15 protein-coding genes are annotated in these 15,412 nt (G+C 70.7%); 9 read left to right on the top strand and 6 right to left on the bottom strand.

The genetic code is table 11. The annotated features are described in order from the left end of the window. Positions 1–125: 125 nt before the first annotated feature. The gene (locus O3Q52_RS32205) at positions 126–2,351 is read right to left on the bottom strand and encodes an acetate--CoA ligase family protein (protein ID WP_269652211.1); all 2,226 of its coding nucleotides are present in this window, start codon (positions 2,349–2,351) and stop codon (positions 126–128) included. 892 nt (positions 2,352–3,243) lie between these two features. Beyond that, a complete protein-coding gene (locus tag O3Q52_RS32200; RefSeq protein ID WP_269652210.1) occupies positions 3,244–4,449 on the bottom strand; it encodes an NAD(P)/FAD-dependent oxidoreductase in 1,206 nt (401 codons plus the stop codon). Positions 4,450–4,658: 209 nt separating this feature from the next. Here O3Q52_RS32200 and O3Q52_RS32195 point away from each other — a divergent pair, with 209 nt between their 5' ends. Genes O3Q52_RS32195 through O3Q52_RS32185 form a run of 3 tightly spaced genes read left to right on the top strand, consistent with a single transcriptional unit; the run spans position 4,659 to position 6,219 of the window. Further along, the gene (locus O3Q52_RS32195) at positions 4,659–5,108 is read left to right on the top strand and encodes a DoxX family protein (protein ID WP_269652209.1); all 450 of its coding nucleotides are present in this window, start codon (positions 4,659–4,661) and stop codon (positions 5,106–5,108) included. 31 nt (positions 5,109–5,139) lie between these two features. Next, positions 5,140–5,589, top strand: a complete 450-nt coding sequence (locus tag O3Q52_RS32190) for a Zn-ribbon domain-containing OB-fold protein (RefSeq protein ID WP_269652208.1) — start codon at positions 5,140–5,142, stop codon at positions 5,587–5,589. Between the two features lie 27 nt (positions 5,590–5,616). Further along, positions 5,617–6,219 (top strand): GNAT family N-acetyltransferase, encoded by a 603-nt coding sequence (locus O3Q52_RS32185; RefSeq protein WP_269652207.1) that lies wholly within the window; start codon positions 5,617–5,619, stop codon positions 6,217–6,219. A 64-nt stretch (positions 6,220–6,283) separates the two neighbouring features. Here O3Q52_RS32185 and O3Q52_RS32180 read toward each other — a convergent pair whose 3' ends face one another. Together O3Q52_RS32180 and O3Q52_RS32175 are read right to left on the bottom strand one after the other, a co-directional pair. Beyond that, complete coding sequence (locus tag O3Q52_RS32180) at positions 6,284–6,979, bottom strand: pyridoxal 5'-phosphate synthase (RefSeq protein ID WP_269652206.1); 696 nt, start codon at positions 6,977–6,979, stop codon at positions 6,284–6,286. Between the two features lie 59 nt (positions 6,980–7,038). Further along, positions 7,039–7,464 carry a pyridoxamine 5'-phosphate oxidase family protein gene (locus O3Q52_RS32175; RefSeq protein WP_269652205.1) on the bottom strand — a complete coding sequence of 142 codons (426 nt, stop codon included), beginning with the start codon at positions 7,462–7,464 and terminating at the stop codon, positions 7,039–7,041. A gap of 270 nt (positions 7,465–7,734) precedes the next feature. Here O3Q52_RS32175 and O3Q52_RS32170 point away from each other — a divergent pair, with 270 nt between their 5' ends. Next, positions 7,735–8,343 (top strand): hypothetical protein, encoded by a 609-nt coding sequence (locus tag O3Q52_RS32170; protein WP_269652204.1) that lies wholly within the window; start codon positions 7,735–7,737, stop codon positions 8,341–8,343. Between the two features lie 121 nt (positions 8,344–8,464). Next, complete coding sequence (locus O3Q52_RS32165) at positions 8,465–9,076, top strand: dihydrofolate reductase family protein (RefSeq protein ID WP_269652203.1); 612 nt, start codon at positions 8,465–8,467, stop codon at positions 9,074–9,076. Positions 9,077–9,376: 300 nt separating this feature from the next. On the opposite strand, the gene O3Q52_RS32160 is transcribed toward O3Q52_RS32165, so the two are convergent. Further along, positions 9,377–10,567 carry an acetyl-CoA acetyltransferase gene (locus O3Q52_RS32160; protein ID WP_269652202.1) on the bottom strand — a complete coding sequence of 397 codons (1,191 nt, stop codon included), beginning with the start codon at positions 10,565–10,567 and terminating at the stop codon, positions 9,377–9,379. 123 nt (positions 10,568–10,690) lie between these two features. Here O3Q52_RS32160 and O3Q52_RS32155 point away from each other — a divergent pair, with 123 nt between their 5' ends. Then, positions 10,691–11,932, top strand: coding sequence for an acyl-CoA dehydrogenase family protein (locus O3Q52_RS32155; RefSeq protein ID WP_269652201.1), 1,242 nt, complete (start codon positions 10,691–10,693; stop codon positions 11,930–11,932). Then, positions 11,932–12,480, top strand: coding sequence for a nitroreductase family deazaflavin-dependent oxidoreductase (locus O3Q52_RS32150; RefSeq protein ID WP_269652200.1), 549 nt, complete (start codon positions 11,932–11,934; stop codon positions 12,478–12,480). Before O3Q52_RS32155 ends, O3Q52_RS32150 begins: the two co-directional genes overlap by 1 nt. 65 nt (positions 12,481–12,545) lie before the next feature. Here the strand turns inward: O3Q52_RS32150 and O3Q52_RS32145 are convergent, their stop codons facing one another. Beyond that, positions 12,546–13,193 carry a TetR family transcriptional regulator gene (locus tag O3Q52_RS32145; protein WP_079052949.1) on the bottom strand — a complete coding sequence of 216 codons (648 nt, stop codon included), beginning with the start codon at positions 13,191–13,193 and terminating at the stop codon, positions 12,546–12,548. Between the two features lie 135 nt (positions 13,194–13,328). On the opposite strand from O3Q52_RS32145, the gene O3Q52_RS32140 reads away from it, so the two are divergent. Beyond that, positions 13,329–14,171: a VOC family protein gene (locus O3Q52_RS32140; RefSeq protein ID WP_269652199.1), complete on the top strand. Its 843-nt coding sequence runs from the start codon at positions 13,329–13,331 to the stop codon at positions 14,169–14,171. Positions 14,172–14,460: 289 nt separating this feature from the next. Continuing rightward, on the top strand, positions 14,461–15,412 hold a 952-nt coding region (locus O3Q52_RS32135), incomplete at its 3' end, for a serine/threonine-protein kinase (RefSeq protein ID WP_269652198.1).

Here is a 15,412-nt window from a genome sequence, read left to right as displayed (position 1 = left end):
GTGCTGGATGACACAGCGGCGATCGTAGGCCCCGCCCCGGCCCCGACCAAACGACAAACGGCAGGCGCATCTTTTAGGGGCGCGGGGAACGGCGCGACCAGCCCCCACCCACCCGCAGACAAAACTCAGCGGCACACGGCCAACGCATCGAGCGCAACCGCCCCCTGCCCCCGAGGCAGCACCATCAGTGGATTGATGTCCAGCTCGGAGAGCTCGCCGTCCAGTTCGAGGGCCATGCGCTGGACGCGGAGGACGACCTCGACGAGCGCGTCGAGGTCCGCCGGAGGGCGCCCGCGGACGCCGTCCAGAAGCGCCCGCCCGCGGAGCTCAGAAAGCATCGACCGAGCCTGATCCTCCCCGAACGGCGGCACCCCCACAGCCGTGTCCCGCAGCACTTCCACGAGCACCCCGCCCAGCCCCACCGTCACCGTCGGCCCGAACAGCTCGTCCTGCGTGACGCCCACGACCATCTCGACACCGGGCTCGACCATCTGGCACACGAGCACCCCGTCGAGCGGCACGTCCTCGTACCGCGCGATGTCCGTGAGGTCGCGATACGCGTCCCGGACCTGACTCGCCGAGGTCAACCCGATCTTCACCAGGCCGAGTTCGGTCTTGTGGGCGAGCTGCGCACCGGATGCCTTCATCACCACGGGATAGCCGACGAGCCCGGCCGCCCGCACGGACGCCGCGGCACTGGTCACCAACTGCTCCCGCGGCACGCGAATCCCGTACGCCCGCAGCAACTGCTTCGCCGCGTGCTCGCTCAACTGCTGCCCGGGCCGCATCAACGCCTGCGCCTTGCGGAACGAGGGAGACGACGTGCGCGGCGCCTCGTCGAACGGCGAGCGGTAGAACGAGGAGAACCGGGCGTGCTCCAGATGGGCCCGCACCGCGGTGATGCAGTTCGAGAACGTACGGAAGGTGGCCACCCGGGACGACCCGAGCAGCGTCTCCCGGTACGCGGCCTCCGTGCCGACCGGAGACCCCCACACCACACACACCAGCTTGTCCGTCTGCTCCGCCGCGTCCACCAGGTCCTGCGCCAGCTTGTCGCTCATCGGCGGGAAGGGACCCGTGATGGGACAGATCAGCACCCCCACCGCCGGATCGGCGAGGATCGCGTCGATGATCTTCCGGCCGCGCCAGTCGCCCACCGGATGCCCGCCGTTGTCGACGGGGTTGGACACGTCCAGGTACTCGGGGATCCACTCGTGCAACTCGGCCTGCTTGCCGGGCGACAACCTGGGGAGCGACAGCCCCGCCTCCGTCGCGAGGTCCGAGAAGTGCGCACCCGTGCCGCCCGAGATCGAGTAGACGACAACACCGTCGGCGGACGGGGGGCGGGCACGCGCCAACAACGCGGCCGTGTCCTGGAGTTCGTCGAGTCCGTCGACGCGGATCACGCCGTACTGCCGCATCGCCGCGTCGACCACCGCGTCGGCGCCGGTCAGTTTGCCGGTGTGCGAGGCGGCCGTACGGGCGCCGGTCTCGGTGCGGCCGACCTTCACCGCCACCACCGGCACCCCGCGCCGCGCCGCCCGGTCGGCGGCGAGCAGGAAGGACCGCCCGTCCTTCAGCCCCTCGACGTAGCAGGCGATGGCCCCGACCTCGGGCTGCTCGGCGAAGTAGGAGATGAAGTCGGCGCTCTCCAGGTCGGCCTCGTTGCCGGTGGGGGCCCAGTGCGAGAGCCGTACGCCCAGCTCCTGCATCGTGAAGACGGGACGCCCCTGGTGTCCGGACTGGGTGATCAGGGCGATCGCAGGCCCGTCCAGGTCGTCACGGAACTTCTCGAAGGCGTTCAGGTTGGTGTTCGGCCCGAGCAGCCGAAGTCCGGAGCGCTCCACCGCGGCGGCCAGCCTGGCCTGTGCGGCGGCTCCCTCCGCGCCGGTCTCGGCGAACCCGGAGGCGAACGCGACCGCGAACTTCACCTTGGTCTCGGCGAGTTCCTCGATCACGGGCAGGGGATCGGAGACCAGCAGGACGGCCAGGTCGACGTCTTCGGGCAGATCCCCGACAGCGGCGACGCACGGAATACCGAAGACCGACTCACGTGTCGGATGCACCGGGTGCAGCCGCGCGCCGACCCGCTCGGACCAGGCGAGCAGTTGCTTGGTGATGCCGGTGTTCGGCCGTCCCTCGGCGTCCGAGGCGCCGACGACGGCCACGCGTTCGGGGCGGAAGAAGCGGTCCAGATCGGGTACGCCGGCGTACAGCGGCCGGCCGCTGACGTCGAGGTCGTCGGTGGCGGCGGGCCTGCCGTGCACGGCAGGGGCCGGTTGCTCGCCGCAGGCGATGACTCGGGCCCGGCGGGAGTCGGTGGTGAGGGTGCCGTGGGTTGATCCAAGCATCGGTCCGCCCGCTCCTGTGTGGCTGCCAATAACTGACGCAGTGTCAGATTACTGAACTGACGGCGCGTCAGGAACGGGTCTGCACGCAAAGAACTTGTGGCGAGCACAGGGTTTGTACCCGGCGGGGCCTGCCCGGGAACCCGCCCGGTCCGCCGTATGGGGCCCGCCGCATCCGGCCGGGGACCGGACGCACAGGTCCCGCACAGTTCGGGCGCAACCTTCAACTACCCACGCAGGTCCAGGTGGACACGGTGACTGCCTCGATCGCCTTCCAGAACAAGGGCCCGGCCTGGGTCGGCAACCTCGGTTCCGGTGACCCGGTGGCCACGGTCGACCTGCGCGTGCCGTAGGGCACCACGGTCACGGGGGTTCCGTCCGGCTGCTACCCGCGAACGCTGGACGGTGGCTACTACCCGGGGTCCACGGGCGCCCCGCGCTATGTGTGCAACCTGCCGTACTGGGTGTCGGAGAGTGCGGAGCGGTCGTACGCGTTCAAGCTGCGTGTCGATGCGGTGGTGGCCGGGGCGAGTGGGGTGGTCACGGTTCGCCCGGAGCGGGGTGACGGTTTTCCGTTCGATCCGGATGGTTCGGACAACTCGGCGAGCCTGGTCGTGAACTAGGCGCTCCGCGGGGGCGGGGGGTCGGGGGCGGTTGTTTGGCTGCGGGCCGGTGGGGGCTGGTCGCGCCGTTCCCCGCGCCCCTAAAAGACTGCGCAGTTCCCCGCGCCCCTTAAAGCCAAAAGATTGCGCAGTTCCCCGCGCCCCTTAAAGCCAAAAGATTGCGCAGTTCCCCGCGCCCCTTAAAGCCCAAAGACTGCGCAGTTCCCCGCGCCCCTTAAAGCCAAAAGATTGCGCCGTTCCCCGCGCCCCCTAAAGCCAAAAGACTGCGCGGGTCAGTGTGTGAGGCGGGACGGGAGCCTTCGGTCCGCGTCGCGGGCGATTGTTTTTGCGATCTTTTCGGCGTCCAGGGAGAGTTCGCGGAACATGCCGCTGATGGGGTTGGTGAAGCCGGTGAAGTAGAGGCCGGGGGCGTTCTTGGGGGTGCGCGGGCCGTGGACGACCGGGCGGCCCCGGGCGTCCAGGACGTCGAGGTGGCCGACCACGCCCTCCAGCGAGCGCCGGTAGCCGGTCGCGGCGATCACGGCGTCCGGGCCGATGCGGTCGCCGTCGGCGAGGACGACCTTGCCGTCCTCGAAGGCGTCGACCGCGGGCACGACCTCGACGCGGCCCTTGCGGACGGCGTCGATCAGGCCGACGTCCTGCACGGGGATGGCCCCCTCGTTCACGCGGGAGTACAGCCCGGTGTCGGGTCGCGGCAGGCCCTGCGCCGACAGGTCGGGCACGCTGACCTTGGCCAGCGGCCCGGCCATCCGGTCCACCAGTCCGACCGGCAGCCGTCGGCAGAGGATCCCGGTGAACTGGGCCGCCCAGCCGGCCGTGGACCGGCGCACGATGTGCGGCGCGGTCCGCACCGACAGCCGTACGCGCGAGGCGCCGCCCTCGACGAGGTCGACGGCGATCTCGGCACCGGTGTTGCCGACCCCGACGACGAGGACGTCGCGTCCGGCGTAGGGGCCGGGGTTGCGGTACTCGCCCGCGTGCAGGAGTTCGCCCTTGAACGCGTCCCGGCCGGGCCAGTCAGGTACGTGCGGTGTGTGGTTGTAGCCGGTGGCGACGACGACCGCGCTGCCGGTCAGCTCGCGCCCGCCGGTGGCGTGCAGCAGCCAGCCGCCGCCGTCGGCGGAGGGCTCCACGCGGGAGACCTCGACACCCGTGACGATCTCCAGCTCGTGGTACTCGGCGTACTTCTCCAGGTACCGCACCACGTTGTCGCGCGACACCCACCGCCCGAACGAGCGCGGCATCGGCAGCCCCGGCAGCCCTGACAGCCGCCGCGTGGTGTGCAGATGGAGCCGGTCGTAGTGCCGTCGCCAGGACGCCCCGACGCGCTCGGACTTTTCGAGCACGACGGCGCGTACGCCCTGCGCGCGCAGCGCGTGTGCCGCCGCGAGACCGCCCGGGCCGCCGCCGATGACGTACACGGGGCGGTCGGCGGGGGGCTGTGCCGCGGAGTCCGCGGGCGCTGTGGAGTCGGCCATGTGCCAGAGCGTATTCATGTGGTCACTTGATGGGTCTCGGTCAAGCCCGGAATTGGTTGCGGATTGATCACGGCTGTAGGAGGAGTGCGTGGGGCTCGTGGCGTAGGGCGTCTGGTTGTGGGGGCTTGGTGAGACGCGGCTCTTGCGCGTACGCCGTCCGTACGCTGAACTGACGTACCGTCAGATCCCGTTCGGCGGCAGGGGAGTTCATGGACACGATCTGGCTCACCGGGGCGGAATGGGTCGCCGTGCTCCGTATCGGCCTCGGGCTGTGGTGGCTGGAGAGCTGGCGGCACAAGGACAAAAAGGGCTGGTTCGAGCGCGGGACCGGTATCGCGTGGGCGTCGGACGTCGCGGCCAAGCACCGGTGGAACGCGGTGCGCAGCGGCTTCGACACGGTGGTCGCGCCGCGGCCGCGCACGATGGCGTACGTCGTCGTGTACGCGGAGCTCGCCCTCGGGCTCGGTCTGGTCGTCGGCTTCCTGACCCCGATCGCGCTGGTCGGCGGGCTGCTCCTCAACCTCCTCTACCTCGTGCTGATGATCCACGACTGGGCCGAGCAGGGGCAGAACGCGATGATGGCGCTGATCTCGCTGGTCGCCCTCTTCGCGATGTCCTGGCAGACGTGGTCGCTGGACAGCGCGGTGGGCTTCTTCTGATGGCCGGGGTACTTCGGGCGGGGGTGCTGTTGTGACCGGGGCGCGGTTCGATCTGCCTGAGGTCGACGCCTTTACACGGCCGTACTGGGACGCGGCCGCCGAGGGGCGGCTGCTGCTGCGCCGGTGCGGGGCGTGCGGGCGCGCCCATCACTACCCCCGCGAGTTCTGCCCGCGCTGCTGGAGCGAGAACGTCACCTGGGAACGGGCCAGCGGCCGCGCCACGCTCTACACCTGGTCCGTCGTCCATCGCAACGACCTGCCGCCCTTCGGCTCCCGCACGCCGTACGTCGCCGCCGTCGTCGATCTCGCGGAGGGGCCGCGGATGATGACCGAGGTGGTGGGGTGCGGGGAGGAGTCACTGCGGGTGGGGATGGCGCTGGAGGTGGCCTTCCGCGCGGAGGAGGCGGACAAGGCAGAGGGGGAGGGGACGGAGGGGGCGGTCACGGTCGTGGTTCCTGTGTTCCGGCCCGCTTCTGCCTAGTTCGGGCGCCCGTTGTTGAATGGAACGATGACCGACTTGTACGAGTCCCACGCCGCCCGTCCCTTTCCCGAACTCCACGGTCACGGTCTGCGTCTTCGGCCGTGGGGCGCGGAGGCCGACTCCGATGTCGAGGCGTGGCTGCGGGGGTGTTCCGACCCCGAGTTCAAGCGGTGGAACACCCCGCTCAGGGCGATCGAGGACATGGATGGTGCGCGGGAGTCGCTGCGGGCGCGGGCCAAGGCGGCGGCGGAGGGTGTCGGGGCCTCCTTCTGCGTCACCGACGCGGAGAGTGGCGTGATGCTCGGGCACATCGGGGTCAACGACATCGACCACGTCATACGCGTCGCGCGGGTCGGCTACTGGGTGCTGCCGGAGGCGCGGGGGCGGCAGGTCGCGACGCGGTCGCTGGCGCTGGCCGGGCGGTGGGCGTTCGAGGGGCTCGGGGTGCATCGGCTGGAGCTGGGGCACGCGGTTGGGCACGATGTGTCGTGCCGGGTTGCTGAGCGGTGTGGGTTTCTGTTCGAGGGGACTTTGCGGGGGGCGATGTTCGAGGCGGGGCGGCAGGATGCGTTTCGGGATGTGCATCTGCATGCGCGGCTCGCCACGGATGCGGAGGCTGTTGGTTTGTGACGCCCCGGGCGGGGGGGCTTCGGTTGTGTGGGCGGCTGCAGGCGAAGGACACACGTCGTCGCGGCTACGGCCACAGCAGTTCCCGGCGCCAAGTGGACTCGGCGCGGTGGTACGCAAGGCGTACATGACGCCGGTTGGGGTCGCCCTGGAAGAACTCGACCTCGTCGGGGGCGAGGACGTACACCGTCCATGAGGGCGCGGAGGCGTCCGGCTCCCGCTCGGCGCGCCGCCAGGCGGCCTCCGAGGCGCGTTCCAACTCCTCGTAGGAGTCGAGGACTTCGCTCTGCCGGCCCACCAGCGCGGAGGCGAGGGCGCCGGTCGATCGGGCGTGCAGGTCGGCGTGGGCGACCTCGGGAGGGGCGACGGTCACCCGGCCCCGCACCCGGATCTGCCGGCCCTGCACGGGCCAGTAGAAGCTGAGAGCCGCGTACGGCCGGGCCGCCAGCTGCCGTCCCTTGCGGCTGCCCGCGTGCGAGGCGAAGTGCCAGCCCTCCTCGTCGGCGCCGTGCAGCATCACGATCCGTACGTCGGGCCGGCCCTCCTCGTCCGCCGTGGCCAGGGACATCGTGTGCGGCTCGGTCTGCCCTGCCCCCACCGCCTCCGCGAACCACTGCTCGAACAGCGGCAGCGGCTCCGCCGGGGCGGTGTCCGGGGTGAAGCGGGGCAGTTCGGTGTCCCAGACCCGCTGGGCCCGCAGCAGCCGTACGAACTGGGAGGGCGGGGAGGCGGGGGAGGGCGAGGAGGAAGCGTCGGCACTCATGACCCGATTGTCACGCGTGCCTCCGCTCGGGCCGCATCCAGTACGGATCGGACCGTGGCTCAGACGGCACCGAGGTCCGACGACAGCCAGCGTTCGGGGCGCATCCGGACGACCACCTGGGTGCCGTGTTCCTTCCAGGAGAAGTCGACGTACCCGTCGACCTTGTCGGCCGGGAGGTAGCGGGCCGAGATCTCGTGGAGCTGTTCGCGGGTGGCGGGGGTCGTGTCGAGGACCGGGCCCTCGACGGACACGTACCGGATGGTGGGTTCGAGCCGGTCGACCATGAGGGTGAACCGGCCCGCCGTGCTGAGCAGTCGGTTCTTTCGGGAGTCCGCCTGGATCAGGATCCATACGGTGCCGTCGGGCTCGTACTGGTACCAGATCGGCACCGTGAGCGGGGCACGGCCCGCCCCGGCGTCGACCGCGAACGCGGCGATGTGCGGCTCTTTCAGGAACGTCTCTCGCTCTTCACGGGTCAGGGCCATGCGGGGTCCTCCGGAGTGCGGTCGGTGGTGATTCCCTCTGCTGTTTCAGCGTGTTCTGTCCAGTTACGTATTCCAGTTCCACGGGCCGGAAACGTGGCGCCGCGCGGGGGCGTTCGTGGCCGCTCGGCGGGCGTACCCCCCTTCCATGGTGGAGCCAGCACCACCATGGGTCCGGGTGCGGGCTGTCTCGTTGGGACGGGCGGGCGACGGCATTGTTGAACTCAGTCGATCGCAGGGGTTCACGGCCCCGCCGCCCGGAAGGAAAACCCCATGAAGTCGCAGCTCGCGCAGCAGCCGGTGACGGTGGGCGAGGTCGCTCCCGGGCCGTTCGCCTCCTTCGTCCGGTTCGTGGTGTGCGGCGGCGGGATCGGGGTCCTCTCCAGTGGTGCGGTGGCCCTGCTGGCCGGTGCGATGCCCTGGGCGGTGGCGAACGCGGTCATCACCGTCGCCTCGACGGTCCTCTGCACCGAGCTGCACGCGCTCTTCACCTTCGGGACCGGTAAGCGGGCCGGCCGGCGTCAGCACTGGCAGTCCGCCGGGTCGGCCACGGCGGCGTACGCGGTGACCTCCCTCGCGATGCTGATCCTGCACCTCGTGCAGTCGTCGCCCGGGATGCTCACCGAGCAGGTCGTCTACCTCAGCGCCTCCGGGCTCGCCGGGACAGCCCGCTTCCTGGTGCTGCGGCTGTTCGTCTTCGCGGGTGGCAGGGACGGGGGCCGGGACCAGGACCGGAAGCAGGTCCAGGACCCGAAGCAGGTCCAGGACCGGGACCGGGCCTTCGTCCGCAGGGCCGCCGCTGCCCGGCGCCGGGTGGTCTCCGTGCCGACACGCCTGCCGAACCGTGTCCTCACTCCCGCGGCGCTCACGGTCGGATCATGAGCCTCGGATCGCGAGTCGAGGGTTTCGCCGATTAGTTTCTCCCGTCCTCGCCGTCTACCCCGACGACACAGAGACGACGCAGAGTCGACCGACCAGCTCTGCAGGAACCTGGAGGAACCTCATGAGGAAGATCACCGCCGGACTGTTCATCTCGCTCGACGGCGTCGTCGAGGCGCCCGACCAGTGGCACTTCCCGTACTTCAACGACGAGATGGGCGCGGCCGTCGGTGCGACCTTCGGTACGGCGGACACCATGCTGTTCGGCCGCACGACCTACGACAGCTTCGCCGGGGCGTGGCCCGAGCGGGAGGCCGCCGGCGGTGAGGACGCCGGGTTCGCGAAGCAGCTCGGTGATGTGCGGAAGATCGTCGCCTCCAGGCAGAAGCTCGCGTTCAGCTGGCGGAACTCCGAGCAGTTGGAGGGGGACCTCGTGGAGACCGTCACCGCGCTGAAGGACGAGGAGGGCGGGGACATCGCCCTCAGTGGTTCCGTCTCCGTCGTACGGCAGTTGCTGGCCGCGGGGCTGTTGGACGAGCTGCATCTGCTGGTGCATCCGATTGCGGTGCGGAAGGGGATGCGGTTGTTCGAGGAGAGCGACTCCTCGATTCCGCTGAAGCTGATTTCCTCGCAGACGTTTCAGACGGGGGTTGTGAGCCTGGTTTATGGGCCGGAGGGTGTGGCTGGTGCCGGCACGTATGAGGAGGCCAAAGGCCATCTTCCGCAGGGGGAGTAGGGCTGGGGCGGCTGTCGGGTGCGGGTGGGTGGGGGCTGGTCGCGCAGTTCCCCGCGCCCCTGAAAGACTGCGCAGTTCCCCGCGCCCCTGGGTGGGTGGGGGTCGGTTTGGTGTGTTGGGTGCGGGTTCGTTTGGGCTGAGCGCGCAGTTCCCCGCGCCCCTAAAAGATTGCGCCGTTCCCCGCGCCCCTGAAGACGAAAGGCAGGGGCTGCGCCCGGGTGCCCCTGAAGACGGGGCGGTAGCCCCTGCTTTTAAGGGGCGCGGGGAACTGCGCGACCAGCCCCCACCGGGCCCGCGGATTTACGACATACCCCGTCCAAGCACCACCGTCCCCGACGAGCAGAACCAGCCGCCCGTTCCCGAGGCCACGGCCAGTTCCGGGAGGTGGCCGTCGGGGCGGTGGACCTGGCGGGGGCCTGCCTCGCCGCGGAGTTGGCGGACTGCTTCCACGAGGAGGAACAGGCCCCGCATGCCGGGGTGTTGGGCCGACAGGCCACCCCCGTCCGTGTTGACCGGGAAGTCTCCGCCGGCGACCTTCAGGCGGCCCTTCTCCACGAACCGACCCCCCTCGCCCTTCTCGCAGAAGCCGAGGTCCTCCAGCGTCACGAGGGTCATGTAGGTGAAGGCGTCGTAGATCTCGGCGAAGTCGATGTCCTGCGGAGCAACGCCCGCCCGCCGGAAGGCGGTTCGGCCGCTCACCGCAGCCGGTGACACCGTGAAGTCGGGCCATTCCGACATCGTGGTGTGGGAGACGTGCTCCCCGGTGCCGAGGATCCGGACGGGAGTCGTACGGCAGTCCTGGACGTACTCCTCGGCCGCGAGCAGGACCGCCGCCCCGCCGTCGGAGCGTATGCAGCAGTGCAGCTTGGTGAAGGGGTCCGCGATCATCGGGCCCGACAGGACGTCGTCGACCGTGATCGGGTCGCGGAACATCGCGTCGGGATTCAGCGCGGCGTTGGCCCGCGCCTGCACCGCCACCGACGCCAACTGCTCCAGAGTCGTGCCGTATTCGTGCATGTGGCGGCGCGCGGCCATCGCGTACTTGGCGATCAGTGTGTGGCCGTACGGGACTTCGAACTGCAGGGGACCGCGCGCGCCGAACGACAGGTTGCCCGTGCGGCGGCCCGCCTTGATGTCCGCGCGGGCCGTGGACCCGTACACCAGCAGCACCACGTCGGCGTGCCCGGCGGCGATCGCGTCCGCCGCGTGGGCCGCCATGACCTCCCAGGTGGAGCCGCCGACGGAGGTGGAGTCGACCCAGGTGGGCCGCAGGCCCAGGTACTCGGCCACCTCGACCGGCGCCAGCGTGCCGAGGCCCGCCGAGGCGAAGCCGTCGATCACCGTGCGGTCCAGTCCCGAGTCGGCCAGGGCCCGGCGGGCGGCCTGGGCATGGAGCGCGTACGGCGTCGCCTCGTCCACCCGGCCGCAGTCGGAGAGGGACACGCCGACGACCGCCACCTTCCGCCGGGTACGAGTCCGGGTCCGTGTCATGAATCTGACGGTACATCAGATTCGGTGGACTTCGGCAGGGTGCGCAGAGCGTCACACCTCTGTGCATCTGGCCGTGGCCGCTCTAACATGACGCGCCGTCAGATGCGAAGGAGTGTGCTGCCCATGGACGCCACCTTCACCGCGGAGCAGGAAGAGATCCGCCGCACCCTCCGTGAACTCCTCCTCAAACGCTGTGGTCCGGAGGAGGTCAGGGCCGCCGTGCAGAGCGAGGGCGGGTACGACTCCGCGCTCTGGGAAACCCTGGCCCGGCAACTCGGGCTGCCCGGGCTCGCGTTGCCCGAGGCGTACGGAGGAGTCGGCTGCTCCGTCACCGAACTCACCCTCGCCAGTGAGGAGTTGGGGCGGAGTCTTGCTCCCTCGCCGCTTCTCGCCACGGCCGTGCTGAGCGCGCCTCTGCTGCTGGCCCTGGGGAGTGAGGGGCAGCGGGCCGCGCTGCTGCCCCGTATCGCCTCCGGCGAACTCACCGCCGCCCTCGCGGTGCCGGGCGCGAGCCTGACCACCGCCCTCGGGCTGACCGGCGACAACCGCGGTGACTGGGCGGGCGGCGGCCGCGCGGGAGGCGTACAGGCGCGCCGGACCGACGGCGGGTGGCGGCTGTACGGGCAGGCCGACCAGGTGCTCGACGGCCACAGCGCGGGCCTGCTGCTCGTGGCCGCGCACGCCGGAGGCTTCGCCCGCTCGCGGACCCTCCTCTTTCTCGTGAAGGACTCACTCGTGCAGGACTCACTCGTGCAGGACTCACTCGTGCAGGACGGTTCCGGGAGCGGGGGAGCGACCCGCGTGCGGCTCACCTCCCTCGACGGGACGCGGTCGCAGGCGCGGATCCAACTGCGGGACGTGAAAGCCGAGTTGCTGGGCGACGACGAATCCCCCGATGTGGCCGGGGCGCTCGCCGGCGTCGGTGACTCGGCCGCCGCCGTCCTCGCCGCGGAGGCCGTCGGCGCCGCCGACCGAGTACTGGAGCGGACCGTCGAATACGTCAAGCAGCGCGAGCAGTTCGGGCGCGCGATCGGGTCCTTCCAGGCCGTGAAGCACCGGCTCGCCGACCTCTACGTACAGGTGCAGGCGGCACGTTCGGCGGCGTACTACGCGGCCTGGGCGACGGGTGCCGGGGAGGAGCGGGTGGGCGGGCTCGCGCTGGCCCAGGCGCTGGAGGCGCTGCGGATCACCTCCTCCGAGGCCGTGCAGCTGCACGGCGGCATCGGGTTCACCTGGGAGCACGAGGCGCATCTGTACTTCAAGCGGGCGGCCGGCGACGAGCTGCTCTTCGGGCCGGTGCACCGGCTGCGGGAGCACGCGGCGGACGCGGCCCGGCTGTTCGGCGGCGGGGAGGTGGCGGTCTGATGGGCGCCGGAGTAGGAGTTCGTATCGTGCAGAGGGTGTCCTCGACACCCGCCTTCGCGAAGGTCGCGCCCCATCTCATCCCCGCGCTGGACCGCGCCGTCCACCGGCTCACCCGCGGAAAGGTCCTGCTCAGCGCCCAGATGCTGCCCGGCGTCATCCTCACCGCACGCGGCGCGAAGAGCGGACTGCCCAGGCGTACGCCGCTGGCCTGCATGCCGGAAGGAGGGAAGGGGAGGGAAGGCACGAGCTGGATTCTGATCGGGTCCAACTTCGGGCGTACGGACCATCCGGCCTGGACCGCCAACCTCCTCGCCCATCCCGACGCGGAGGTGAGCTGGAAGGGCAGGGACATCCCCGTCACCGCGCATCTTCTGCGGGGCGAGGAGCGGGACACGGTCTGGAAGGCGCTGCTGGAGTTCTGGCCGCCGTACGCGACGTACCAGGCTCGGGTCGATCGGGAGATCCGGCTGTTCCGGATCGTCCGGCGGGAGGCACCCGAGAGTCCCGGGGGTTCCGGGAACGCGACAGGCGGCAGCCCACCTGAGTGAACTGCCGCCTGCGTGACAGGACTTGTGCCTGGAAAGACCCGGCGTCCGGCGCGGGGTGCGGCGGACTACTTGGTCGGCTTCTTGCCGGTCACACCCAGATGCACCAACAGGGCGAGGTTCGGCTTCAGTTCGGCCTGCTTCACGCCCCAGGACTGGAAGCCCTTCTGGTGCGAGGCCACCGCCGCGAGCATCGCGACGAGGGAGCCCGCCATCGCGGCCGGGCTGACGTCCTTGTCGACCTTGCCCTTCGCCTGAAGCTCCTTGACCGTGTCCGTGAGGGAGTTGTTCACGGAGTTCAGGATCTTCATACGGATCTTGTAGAAGCGTTTGTCGCCCTCGGCGGCGCCCAGGTCGACGACTCGGAGGATGGCGTCGTTTTTGCGCCAGAACTCCAGGAAGCCGTCGACGAGTTCCTGGGCGGTCTGCCAGCCGGCCTTGCCGACCCAGGAGCGTCCTTCGAGGAGTTCGGTCAACCCGGCGCCCTCCGCCGCCATTTGCTCTGCAATCTCCAGGACGGCGCCCTCGACGTCCGGGAAGTACTGATAGAAGGTCGCCGGTGAAGTGCCCGCCTTCCGCGCGACGTCGATGACTTTGACGTCGCGGTAGGGCGAGGAGCTGAGCATCTCGCTGAGGCAGTCGAGCAGCTTCTGCCGCGTCGCCTGCCCGCGCCGACCGGCCACACGGCCGTCGACGGTACGCACTTGTCCTGTCATGCCGTCAGCTTACCGAGGGGTGATCGGAGCGCGATTCGGCCGACTGCAAATGGGGTGCGCGGGCTCTCGGAGAGGGTCTGGAGGAGGGGTGCCGCCCGCCCTGCGGGATGCGTGAAAGGCCGTTAGCTTGGCCGCATGGCTGGATCTGAGGCATCTGCCGGTTTCGCCGAGGGCGTCCCCTGCTGGATCGACGCCCAGCTTCCGGACGTCGAGGCGGGCAAGCGCTTCTACGGCGAGCTCTTCGGGTGGACCTTCGAGCCCTTCGACAAGACGGAGGAGGCGACCGGACCCTCCCCGGGCCCCTCAGGCCCCTCAGGCTCCCCGGGCTCCCCGGGCTCCCTGGAGTCCCCGGCCCCCGCGGCCTACGCCGGCCCCGGCCCGTACGCGGGCTCCGTACGGGCGCACCTCGACGACCGGCCCGTGGCGGCCCTCGTACCGAAGCGGGACGGGCGGATGCCCACCGTGTGGACGGTGTACTTCGCCACCCCGGACGCAGAGGACCTGGCCGGCCGGATCCTGGAGGCGGGCGGCCAGGTGATCACGGCACCGGTGCCGGTGGGCCCGTACGGCACGATGGCGCTCGCCGCCGACCCCGAGAGCGCGGTCTTCGGGCTCTGGGAGGGCGGCACGCTCCCCGGCTTCGGCAGACGGCACGGTCCGGGCTCCTTCAGCTGGGTCGAGCTGTACGCCCGCGACACGGCCGTCGCCGACTCCTTCTACACCGGTCTCTTCCACGACGCCCTCTTCGGCCCCGGCACCACCCGCGACTTCGGCCGGGTCCTGGTCACCGAGGCCTTCCCGGCCGAGATGCCGCCCCACTTCCTCGTTCACTTCGGGGTGCAAGACTGCGAGGCGCTGCTCGGGACGGTGGTGCGGCTCGGCGGACGGGTCCAGGCGCCGCCTTTCGACACGTCGTACGGGCGCGTGGCGGTCGTCACGGACAACCAGGGGGCGTCCTTTGCCCTGCTGCAAACTTGAAATTCGCGGTGCTTCAGCACTGAAGGGCGTACGAACGGCGTGCGCAAAGCTGCGAAAGGCGTTGAAAAACACCGGGCGGCGTTGAAAAGCAAGGCGAGTGCGAGCCTTTTGTCCCATGACGCGCCAAGACATCCCGATTCGGGCCCGGGTTCGCAACCGGGGCCCCGGCCAGGAAGAATCGGGGTGCGTGCCGCCGGAGCGGTTCGGTGGTGAGACGCTGCGCAGTGGCTGAAGCTGCGGCTGGAGCGGTGGCTGGAAGCGCGGCCGCGTACGGGGAGGTGGCAGGCAAGTGGTGGATCAGCTGACACAGCACGATCCGCGGCGGATCGGGCCGTTCGAGGTGCTGGGACGGCTGGGAGCCGGCGGCATGGGGCTGGTCTATCTCGCGCGCTCGGCCTCGGGCCGGCGGGTGGCGATCAAGACGGTCAGGACGGAGCTCGCCGAGGACCAGCTGTTCCGGGTCCGTTTCTCGCGCGAGGTGGAGGCGGCCCGTGCCGTCTCCGGCTTCTACACGGCCGCCGTGGTCGACGCCGACGCGCGCGCCGCCGTGCCGTGGCTGGCCACCGCCTATGTGCCCGCGCCCTCCCTCGAAGAGATAGTGACCGAGTGCGGGCCGCTGCCGGCCCAGGCGGTCCGCTGGCTCGCGGCGGGTGTCGCGGAGGCCCTGCAGTCCATCCACGGGGCCGGTCTCGTCCACCGCGACCTGAAACCGTCGAACGTCCTCGTCGTGGAGGACGGGCCGCGCGTCATCGACTTCGGTATCGCCTCCGGGGTGTCGAACACACGTCTGACGATGACCAACGTCGCCGTCGGCACCCCCGCCTACATGTCGCCCGAGCAGGCGAAGGACTCCCGCAGCGTGACCGGCGCGAGCGACGTCTTCTCACTCGGCTCGATGCTCGTCTTCGCCGCCACCGGCCACGCGCCCTTCCACGGCGCGAACCCCGTCGAGACCGTCTTCATGCTCCTGCGGGAGGGCCCGGACCTCGAAGGCCTTCCGGACGAGCTGCGCCCGCTCATCGAGTCCTGTATGCAGATGGAGGCGACGGGCCGCCCCAACCCGGCCGACCTCCAGGCCCAGCTCGCACCCCACCTCTTCGGTTCCGGCTCCGACGACAGCGGCACGGCGTCCGCGTGGCTGCCCGAGCGGGCCGTGGGCCTGATCGAGCAGCGCCGCGGCGGCCGCCCGGCGGCCAAGCCGTCCTCCGGCCGCAGCGGCGGACGCGGCGCCCCCGTGGTGC

Origin of the sequence: Streptomyces sp. ActVer (assembly GCF_027270795.1) — a bacterium.
Lineage (GTDB): Bacteria > Actinomycetota > Actinomycetes > Streptomycetales > Streptomycetaceae > Streptomyces > Streptomyces umbrinus_A.
The sequence above is the reverse complement of the archived record's forward strand: the minus strand, read 5'-3'. Positions and strand labels throughout refer to the sequence as shown.